The sequence below is a fragment of the Bradyrhizobium sp. 21 genome (assembly GCF_023073335.1).
Classification (GTDB): Bacteria; Pseudomonadota; Alphaproteobacteria; order Rhizobiales; family Xanthobacteraceae; genus Bradyrhizobium.
Genome location: NZ_JADPJG010000022.1, coordinates 1 through 10,533, shown reverse-complemented (window position 1 = coordinate 10,533; position 10,533 = coordinate 1). Strand labels below are relative to the sequence as shown.

Below are 10,533 nucleotides of genomic sequence, written 5' to 3'. Positions count from 1 at the left end.
AGCTTGGCACCGGCCTGCCTCAGGCCGTCACTCAGTGACTTCGCATCGTTAGCAGCATAGTTCAAGCGCAGTGCGCCGTCCCAGTAGTCGTTCACGCCGACCGCCAGCACGTAGAGACGCGGCTTGACGCCTCCTTCGGACTGCACCGATGTCACGACGACCTCGGCAGGTTCTGATGCGATTAAACCCGCTTCGTTATACGCAAGTACCGCAATCCGGTTCTCACCTGGCGTCAGTCCGAGAGTCCGACTCACTTGAAGCGTCTTGTTCGGCAGGCCCGATACCAGCCCTGCGGGCGCGTCGCTCATTCGCTTGATACCGCGCTCCTCAATGCCCAGCGTCACGCCATTGACCCGCCACTCGACCTTGCCGATCCCGCCACCACGATCGGTAATGGTTGCGTGGATCTCGAGCGAGCCTGACGACGAGACGCCCGCAGCCGGAGCATCGACGGCAACCTTCGGCGACGCGCCGCTCGCCATGACCTTCTCAAGATCGATCTGGGCAGCGGCCGCCTTGACCTTTCCGCCCGGATCGCCCGCCAGGTTTTCGCGAACCAGGTCGGGGCGGTACAAGACGTTGTAAACTTGATCTACCGAGGAGACATCGAGCCCTCGAACGAGGCTCAGAAAGCGCGCCGCCTTGGGGCTCGAAATGTCGAAAAATCCTTCCGGGGTGATGGTCAGCCAATCGCTGGCCGAAAAGAAAAAGGTCGAGGCCAGCAAGCTCCCGGTCTTGCTGTTCCAGACGTTCATGGAACCGTCGCCGCTGGTGGAGGCGATCCTGTCGAGCGCGATCATTCGAACGCTGCTGACGCCTGCTTTGTGCCCGGGGAAGGTGCGTAGGAAGTGCCCGGTCGCCAGGTCGATCTGATCGACCGAAGCATCGGTTCTGCCGACGAGAAGTGTCTTGCCGTCAATCGATGCATCCATCACAGAAGCGGCAGCAACGCTGTCTTCAGGCCTGCCGTCGATGCGGCGAATGGGCTTACCCGTCTCCAAGCTGACCAACTGCATAGGCCAACTGTCCTGTCCTCCCGTACCGCTGTTCCGGGTTACCGCTCCGGACGGAACGACGAAACGGGCGTCAGACACGCCGGAGAGTCCAATCGTTTTAATGATCTTGCCGCTCTCGAACGAAAACCGACTGACGCTTCCGCCGAACTCTCCTTCCGTGACAAAAAACTCGTCCTCAGAGACAGCGGGGACGATCCGTGGCGCGCCTCGATTGAGGACATTGTCCACTTCTGGCTTCTCCAACTGGATGCTGGTGATGGCTCGACCGTTCGACGCCTCGAAGAGGGTGAGCTGAAAATCTTTTGCGAGAACCGCAATTCTGTCCTTCCTGCTCGAACCAGCGAGTCCTCGAATCTCCCCTGAGCCCAGAGTGACCTCTCGAACGACTTTGTTTGAAGTCAGATCTATGGTTCGGACACGACCTCGAGTGTCACCGACGATCAGCGAATTCGATAGGACGAGAGAAGCTGTGATCTCGGCCTCGTTCTGGAACGTCGACAGGACCCGCCCGCTGCCGATATCCAGCTGAGCAACGAAGTCCTTGGCCACGACCGCCGTGATGCGATCGCTGATTCGGTAATTGTTCGTGGCAGCGACGCCCGGGGCGGAAAAGGTTCTGAGGAGCCGGCCCGATTCGATGCTCCACAGTTCCACGCGTGATTCGCTGGGACTGCCATACACTGCAAGCGAGCCATCCGTCGACAAGGCGAGTTGCCCATCCGGCTTGAAGGCATCGCCTGATATTTTCCTGCTGCTGACCCGCTGGCCTGCGCCGAACAAGATGTTGATGGCACCCTCGGTGAGGTACGCGATCCCCTTCCCAGGAAGGCAGATGATCTCCGATTTTTCGGTGGGCATCTCTACCTTCTGAAGCCGCTGCCCGGTGTGGGTATCGTGCGTGTAGGCCGATACGGTCGTTTGATCTTCGTTATAGGCAGTCGAAACAGCGATGAATCGGGCTCCGTTGTCGATGAAGCAGGCGGAATCCCATTCTGAATTCGGATACTTTCGAATGAGCTTGAATGTTCCCTCTTCCACTAGTCGGCTAGGGAATTCCTTGGCACTAGATAATAGAATTGCCTTGCCATCGAAGACCGCAACGTTCGATATCACCTCGCTTTTTTTTCCCGGCGCCCCCATATAGACGCGTTCGGCGGATTTCGTCAGTTTCGTTGTTGGCAAGTCCCACAACTCCCAACGGAACTCACTGCCGAAATAGAGGGCCTTCCCGGTGCGCAAGAAGCCCACACTATCCGGCGGAATCTCTTGTGGAAACGACTTCAACGTCCGATTTGAAAAAGCAGACAGCATCTTGGCCGGTTGACGACTCCCAGTGCCCGCGGCGATGAAGGCGTCGCCCTCAGGGCGAAACTTCAGGAGATTGGTGCCGCCTTCCGTGCCCACATACGTCCGAATCAATTTTCCGGACGCGACATCCCAAAGCTTGACCGTACCGTCTTTGCCGCCGGAAATGATGAGGTGGCCGTTAGGAGAAATGTCGACGCCGATGATGCCGCCCGCATGAGAGGTCGAAGCCACGATCTCGGCCTGTGAGGGCGACTGGGCTCTTGCACCGAGCGCACTCGACAGCGTGAGCGCGGCCGCCAAGGTAACTTGGGAGATCCTCAAAGGTAGCCCTTTCCTGCTTCTCTTCTAAGACCACACGAGGTCCGACATCGCGCATACCTCTCTTACCGGGATGGATGGCAACACATCCGCCGCCGGCGCCTTCATCATTCCTGCGGACCGCCCGCCGCTATCTCATGCGGGTCTGACGGTCCTGCACGACATCCAACCGTCTTTGCCTTCACACGCGACCCGCACCCAAGCCTCTCTCGACCAGACGACACCAATGCGCACTGCAAGCATCGCGCCGATGAGGCTTCATAGAGACCAGAACGACGCTCCCAGTGCGAAGAAGAACAATAAGATCCAGAATATGGAAGCGCTGACCTCACGTTCCAAGGCAGTAGCCGTTCGGCTGATGGCAATAGCGGATCTTACATGCTTTCCGCTCAAGACAAAGAAATTGCTTCCGACAGCGTCACTGCTCACATTGAGCGCCCAGTCAAACGCCAGAATCGCAAAACGCAATTCTTGCTGCCCAACGGGGCAGCACATGCATTGGATATATTGAGAATAGAAAGCCATGAAAGTTTCCATTCAAATCGACAGCCGGCTCGCCGCTCGCTGACTTCATTTGCGGCGGTGGAGAGGTCGGACACACTACCAGTCGATAGGCCGCCTAGACCCTCCTCTTTACGGCCGCCCCCCTCGTGAGGTCACCGCGAGCTGCCCGCCTTGCGTTAATCTCGGGACGAGCCAGCGTACGGACCGGCGTTGCGGATTGCACATCCCAAACCCGGAACTTCTCGTCGTCAACAACCAGCAGCGATCGACTGTCGGCGTCGAATGCCACGGCCGCCGAAATGGCGTATTGCGAGGGAGACGACCTCTTGAGGATCTGTTCGGTCCGGCCAGACGCAACATCCCAAATGGTCAATGTGCCATCAAAAGCCCCTGATACGGCGAGGCGGCCATCCGGCGACAGCGCTATGAGCGAACTTCCTTCGGGAGCGTTCTCCTGGGTCCGCAAGAGCGGACCGCTTGCACCGTCCCATAGCTTGGTATGACCTTTATAGTCGCGCGTGACAGCGATATCGCCTCGCGCTGAATAAGCGATCATCTCAACGCTTCACCGTGACCTATGTTCATCAGGAGCGCAAAGGGCGGCCGCGCGGGGGCCTGCGCCAATGCTTTCGGAATCGCTACGTGCCCGACCAACACCAGCAACAGAAGGGCGGCTATCTGCCTACTCATTGCGTCCTCACCAAGCTGGTCTCTGCGATGTACCCGATGGCCTTTCCGTCTCGTGCGACCAGGATCCATCCTTGATCGGTTGAGACCAACGTGACCAGCGCCCCCGTGGGGAGTTGGCCCAGCTTCCTACCGGCTCCCATGGTCTGCTCATAGAAATCCGCAGGCGCGACCACTACGTGGGTCGGCTTGGTCGGGATATTTGCAGCCGGCACCGAAGCACCGACCGGCAGCAGGGTAACCTTGGACGCGAGCGGAAAGTTCGAGCCGACGATGCTCATCTGCGGCACCTGCCGCAGCTTGAAGGCATCAAAGGTCAGGTCCGGCAGGTGGCGGTCGACGTATTGCGCGAGTTCGGTCACGTCGATCACGCCATCATTGTTGGCGTCCGCAGCATCCATGCCGGCGAGCAGCGTATAGGTGAACACGCCGTGGCCGCGATAGCCTTCAATCGCGGGCTTGCTGTCGGTGGTGGCGGTCAAAACCGTCCGGCCGATTGCCCGCGTCATTCGGTCGATCGCGGTCTTCTCCTCGATGCCACGCATCGCGACCTTGTCGCCAACCAGCGAGCCGCTCTCGCAGGCATCGACCAGCAATACGCTCTTCTGCGCTCTGATGCGGGAGAACCAGTCCTGCAGTTTGTCCTGCCCGATGCCCTTCTTCGTGATCGAATCCTCACCCGTATAGCGGAAATCCTGCGGCAGGAAATAGAAGCGCGCATCCACCGTCTTGCCGTGGCCCGCGAGGAAAAATACGAACACGTCCTGTGGACGGACTTGCGTGGCTAATTCGCTGAACACGGCGTCGAGCTTGCCGGCCGTCGCGTCCGCATCAAGCACGGTTCTGATCTCGACCCGCTCGTACAGCTTGCTGCCGGCCTGCTTCAGTCCCTCGCCCAGAGACCTGGCATCCGCTGCCGCAAAGCTCAGCCGCAATGCACTGTCCCAGTAGTCGTTCACGCCCACGGCCAGAACGTAGAGACGCGGCTTGGCGCCTCCTTCGGACTGCACCGATGTCACGAGGACCTCAGCAGGTTCTGACGCGATTAACCCGGCTTCGTTATAAGCAAGCACCGCAATCCGGTTCTCACCTGGCGCCAGTCCGAGAGTCCGACTCACTTGAAGCGTCTTGTTTTGCGGGGCCGATACCGAGCCTGCGGGCGCATCGCTCATTCGCTTGATACCGCGCTCCTCAATGCCCAGCGTCACGCCATTGACCCGCCACTCGACCTTGCCGATCCCGCCGCCTCGATCAGTGATCTCAGCTTCAACCGTGACCTGCTCACCTTCAACCGTTGCTCCCGCTGCCGTCAGGATGGATAGGCGCGGCGCGTTACCGCTCGCAGCAGCCTTGGTCAGATCGAGCCTCGCCGCAGCCTCCCTGACCTTGCCCTGCGGATCGCCGGCGAGCTTTTCCCTGACCAGGTCCGGACGATAAAGCTGGTTGTAGAACTGATCGATCGAGGAAACCTCGAGGCCGCGCGCCACGTTCAGGTTCTGCGCCGCTTTGGGCGATGAGGCATCGAAGAAGCCCTCCGGAGTGATCGTCAGCCAGGAGTCGTCGTCGAAAGCGACGATCTTAACGCGCTCCTGCCCGGTCGTCGCGTCCCACAGCCTGAGCGTCCTGTCGAAGCTCGTCGACCCGAGGGTGCGACCGGTCGGAGCGAACGCGACGGCAGACACATAGTCAGAGTGGCCCATCAGCGTGCGGAGTTCCCGACCGCTCGCGGCATCCCACAAGTTCAAGGTCTTGTCCCTGCTCCCCGATACGACCGTGCGGCCATCGGGCGAAAACGCGGCAGCGACCACGCCATAAGCATTCCCCACCAGGGTACGCAGCTGCCGCCCGCTGGGCACATCCCAAAGCTTCAGATGAAAGTCGGAACCTCCCGACACGATGGTGCGCCCGTCAGGTGAAACGGCAGCAGCGGCCACAGGAGAAGTCCCGGTCAGGGTACGCAGCTCCTTGGCGCTCGCCACATCCCACAGCTTCAGGGTTGCGTCCTCGCTTCCCGATACAACGGTGCGCCCGTCCGGCAAAAAGGCAACGGCATTGACCCGGTCAGAATGGCCAGTGAGCGTATGCAGCTCACGTGTGCTCGCTGCATCCCACTGCCGCAAGGTCTTGTCGTCGCCGCCCGACACGATGGTACGGCCGTCCGGCGAAAACGCGACAGCACGCACCGAATCGGAATGCCCGGTCAGCGTGCGTACCACCCGTCCGCTCGCGAGATCCCAGACTTTCACGGTTTTGTCGTTGCCCCCCGTCACAACGGTGCGGCCGTCCGGCGAAAACGCAAGGGTACGCACCTCACCCACTTGCTTCGTTGACGTGCGGACCCCCTGCCCGGTCGCCGCATCCCAGAACTTCAGGGTCATGTCTTCGTTGCCCGTAACGATCGCGCGCCCATCCGGTGAAAAGGCAACAGCATTGGACACTATGCTGGAGCGCCCGGTCAGCGTGCGCAACTCCCGGCCGCTTGCCACATCCCACAGCTTCACGGTCTTGTCGGCGCTCCCGGATATGAGGCTCCGCCCGTCGGACGAAAATGCAATGGAGTGCACGCTATCGGAATGCCCACTCAGCGTCCGCAACCGCTTCCCGCTCCCGGCATCCCACAGCCTTATGGTATTATCGCTGCCTCCCGACACGATCGTACGTCCGTCCGGGGAATATCTAACGCTGTACACATCGTCGGAGTGCCCGGTCAGAGTTCGCAGCGGCCGCCCACTCGCCACATCCCACAGCCTGAGCGTCCGGTCGCGACCTCCGGACACGACGGTGCGGCCATCTGGAGAAAATCCGACGGCAAACACCCAGTCAGTGTGCCCTTTCAGCGTCCTCAACTCTCGCCCGCTCGCCGCGTCCCACAGTTTCAGGGTCTTGTCGTCGCCTCCCGACACGATCATGCGCCCGTCCGGCGAAAACGCGACGGCGGACACGTAGGAAGAATGCCCGGCCAACGTCTGTAGCTGACGTCCACTCGCCACATCCCACAGCCGCACGGTTTTGTCGTAGCTCCCCGACACGAGGGTGTGCCCGTCCGGCGAAAACGCGACCGAGGTCGCGGACGCTTCAAAGTTAGGGGCAGAATGGCCCGTCAATGTTCGGAGCTCGCGCCCACTCGCCGCATCCCAGAGCTTCAGGGTATTGTCGCCGCTCGCCGATGCAACGGTAGTCCCATCCGGCGAGAAAGCGATTGCAAGCACATTGAAGGTGTGCCCACTCAATGTGCGCAACTCCCGCCCGCTCGCCGCATTCCACAGCTTCAGGGTTTTGTCGTTGCTTCCCGATGCGAGGGTCCGACCGTCCGGAGAAATCGCAACTGCATTGACCGAGCCGGAATGCCCGATCGTGACCACGACTTCGACTTTGCCAGCAGTATCTTGTGCACGCCCGTAAACCGACGGAAAGCAGAGCAGCAACATCACCAAAGCAGAAGTGCACAGCCCTGCTGCAAGGGTCGACGCGCGATAGGTCAGCGTCATGCCACGGGCAAGTTCACGGTTCCTGAGGGCACCAGACAAGGCGTCTATGGTGACCTCACGGACTCCAGTGATCGTGTGGCATTGTCGCTCCAACATGCTAGTCGCCTTTTCCGCTCGCACGGGTGGTTTGAACGATCCAATCAACGAATGACGATACTCGCGTGAACACCGCGTAGGCGCGTGGATAATCACAGCCCTTTCGGCCGTAGCTGACGATGCCGATCTGGGTCCATCCGGTGGGACCGCCGGGCACGACCAGCGCGCCGCCGCTGTCGCCATTGCAGGACGTCTTCCTGCCTAGTGGGTAGCCGGTAGCCGGCGCAAACCTGCGAGCCGCGGATCAGGTCGCCCCACGTCGCTCGACACTCATCCTCGCGCACGATCGGAATGTCTACCTGCCGGAGACGGGACTGAACGTCGTGAATATCCCATTTGGTATATCCCCAACCCGTGACGACGGCGCAGTCTCCAGCCTGTCCGAATTGCCGCTCCAGCCGCTTGGTCTCAAGCTTCACGATCTGGTCCGCGTTGACGTCGAACGGCCGGTTGAGCTTCACTAGGGCAAGGTCGTTTCCGTACTGGAAGGAGCGATACTCCGGATGGACCATGAATTTCGCGACCTTCCGGCGGTCCCCTCCTGAAGCAAGGTCACTCGTTCCGTGGACAACCAAGATCTGCGCAAGTTCCGCATCGTCGTCAGGAGCACAATGGGCCGCGGTCAGCGCCCACTGCGGATGGATCAGGGAGCCGCCACAGAAGTGCCGGCCCTTGAGCTGAAGCGACACCTGCCACGGCCAATCGCCTGGGCGCGCCTCTTGCCCCCCGATAATGCGCGTTTCGATGCTTTTGTCGGGCATGGTGCAAGCGAAATTGAGTGCGTTCCTGCGCGTAAGCGCGGGTACAGAGTAGAGTTGCGGCAAGCAAGGCAAGGCGAGACCGTTTCACGTCCTAACCTCCCATATCACTCCTCACTGCGTCAGCAGAAATGTCGCGCTGGTGTAGGCAACCTTGCGACCCGACTTGAGCTGTGCGGCGATCGCCTGACCGACATTGACCTGATTATTCAGCGTCGGATAAATCGAGCGGTCATCGAACTTGAACAGGTTCCCTATGCTGCCGGCCAGCGACCATTCCTCGCTGCAGACTGCGACGACCGTTTGCAGGCCAGGCTGGCCCATGAGCGCAAGCTTCGCCTTCGCGTCCGATCCGGGCAGAAAGCTCGTCTGACCAGCCCGCAAGCTCAACTCCTTCTCCAGCCTGTTGGGGTAGAGCACCGTCGCGTTGTTTTGCGCATCAACGCTCAGCAGCGTCAGCTTGCAGCTGCGCTCGGGCGTCACCGTCAGGGCCAATTCGTCGCCCATCCGATAGCTCGCCTTGGTAGTTCGCAATTGGAGGCCGAAAGAGCTGGGCGAACCGCTGAGGCCGAGCAGGCCAGGGGCGGGAGAGCCCGGCGGACCGGCGGCCGGTGACTCGGCGGGAGAAGGATTGCCGCCGACGACCGTCGGAGGCGCGTCGGGTGCAGGGATCGGCAGGATCTGCGGTGGCACCGTTGCAAGCTGGCGCGCTACGACACGGATGGGCCGATCTGCCGTGGCCCAAACCGCCCCCGGCTGCTTGGTCATGACCACCTGGACCTGACGGGCGATTTCGTCCGAACTGTCCTTGTAGGTATCGAACGGACCGGATTGCTCTACGGCGCGCCCCTTCAAGATCGGAGCCTTATCGGTGGTGGCAAAAACCTTGATGAGGTTCACGCCGGCGGGGCCGCCGACGTTCAACTTGAATTTCGCGTTCGCACTCGGCACCTGGTAGACCCTATTGCCGCGCAGTAGGTTGTCGGGGGCGAAGCGGTTTGGAAACAACATCGTCGTATGGCCGGCCGCGTCAACGTTGAGGATTGTCACGGAGGCGTCATAGCTCGTGCGCACGAACAAGGTGAGATCTTCGTCGATTGCGTAGGTCCCATCAGCCCGATTGGTCCAGACGTCCACGCCGAGCGTGGAAGCCGGCGCGGTCAGGTTGAGCAACGGGGCCTGTTGCACGGTGATCTGGCGAGCTTCGTCCCCTTCAGCCGCCCAGCCCTTAACGGACAAGGCGGCCAGAAGCACCGCTCCGCCGACCAGCCAAACCCCGCGCCGCCTTGGATATGCAAGTGACATTGCCTTCTCCGTCAGGTCGTTCAAATCGCCTCGCCGAAATCGGGAGACAACGTTTGGTCTAACCATCGGGATGGATTTCCCGTTGGATTAAGAAGCCTGTGCAATGGGAGAGTGGTTCAACCGATGCGATCGCCCCCATTTACGCAAAGTGCCGGTCGCGGGCGGTACCGCGGCCGCTCAAATCCCGCGGCCGCCGCCCCCAAAGAGCGACGCCTTTCAGGCCCGGCATTCCCCCATACCCGCCTCTGGCCGCAAATTCTCCAGGAGATTTCGGACAGACGCAAGATCAACTTTCCAGCGCGGGATCGCAAAGGAGCCGACCCGGACCAATGCACAGTTACCGACGGGCGACTGGACCTCGATCGAAACGCCCGCAGACAGTCGGGGGGCAATGCGCCTGTACGGAATGGTCCGCCCGAACATTTCCGACCAGAACCCAGCCCTGCCCTTATTAACCACCGCAAGAGAGGTTCTGGTCGCCCGTCCGGTTTCAACAGGATGCTGAAGCGCGGCGATTCCTGTACGATCGCTTCAGTTTTTCAGTTTTCGTACTGAAGCTCGGACCCTTACTGAAGCCTCAACAGTGCCTGCTCCCTGGTGTAACCGAGTCTCTTTCCATTCCGGACGACAAGTACCCAGCCGTCAATCGACGGCATGATGGAGACCTGGGCTCCTACCGGCAGCTTATCGATCACCTCACCACCGGCTTCTGCTGCCGCAAACACATCGGCCGACTTGATGATCACGTGGGTTGGCTTGCCCGGGATCTTCTCGGCAGGCCCTCCATTCGATGCGACGGCCCTTAGAACAGAAGTTCTGTTGATCAGGGCAAAGTTATTGCCAACGATGCTTCTCTGCGGGATCTGCCGCAGATTGAAGGCTTCGAACGAGTAGTCCGGTACCTTTCGATCGATGTAGTCGGCAAGCTCTGAAATCTCGATCAGGCCGTCATTGTTGACGTCGGCGTGGTCCATGGCGTCGAGCAGCGCGTAGGTGAACACGCCATGGCCGTGGTAACCCTCAAGAGCCGGAGCATCATCCGTCGTTGCGGTG

The 10,533-nt window shown here is 60.6% G+C and carries 6 protein-coding genes; all 6 read right to left on the bottom strand.

The window, feature by feature from the left end; genetic code table 11:
• Window positions 1–2,624, bottom strand: a 2,624-nt coding sequence (locus IVB31_RS20680) for a WD40 repeat domain-containing protein (RefSeq protein ID WP_247326135.1), incomplete at its 3' end; no start/stop codon positions are given.
• A gap of 276 nt (window positions 2,625–2,900) precedes the next feature.
• The gene (locus IVB31_RS20675) at window positions 2,901–3,167 is read right to left on the bottom strand and encodes a hypothetical protein (RefSeq protein WP_247326132.1); all 267 of its coding nucleotides are present in this window, start codon (window positions 3,165–3,167) and stop codon (window positions 2,901–2,903) included.
• A 665-nt stretch (window positions 3,168–3,832) separates the two neighbouring features.
• Window positions 3,833–7,417 (bottom strand): caspase family protein, encoded by a 3,585-nt coding sequence (locus tag IVB31_RS20670; RefSeq protein ID WP_247326129.1) that lies wholly within the window; start codon window positions 7,415–7,417, stop codon window positions 3,833–3,835.
• 92 nt (window positions 7,418–7,509) lie between these two features.
• A complete protein-coding gene (locus IVB31_RS20665; protein WP_247326127.1) occupies window positions 7,510–8,178 on the bottom strand; it encodes a serine protease in 669 nt (222 codons plus the stop codon).
• A 111-nt stretch (window positions 8,179–8,289) separates the two neighbouring features.
• Window positions 8,290–9,504, bottom strand: a complete 1,215-nt coding sequence (locus IVB31_RS20660) for a DUF4384 domain-containing protein (RefSeq protein WP_247326124.1) — start codon at window positions 9,502–9,504, stop codon at window positions 8,290–8,292.
• Between the two features lie 542 nt (window positions 9,505–10,046).
• Window positions 10,047–10,533: hypothetical protein (locus tag IVB31_RS20655; RefSeq protein ID WP_247326121.1), on the bottom strand; the 487-nt coding region annotated here is incomplete at its 5' end.

Excerpts from the sequence above, each read along its gene's own strand:
- IVB31_RS20675 (WP_247326132.1), bottom strand. The coding sequence starts at position 3,167 with ATGGCTTTCTATTCTCAATATATCCAATGCATGTGCTGCCCCGTTGGG.
- IVB31_RS20670 (WP_247326129.1), bottom strand. The coding sequence starts at position 7,417 with ATGTTGGAGCGACAATGCCACACGATCACTGGAGTCCGTGAGGTCACC.
- IVB31_RS20665 (WP_247326127.1), bottom strand. The coding sequence starts at position 8,178 with ATGCCCGACAAAAGCATCGAAACGCGCATTATCGGGGGGCAAGAGGCG.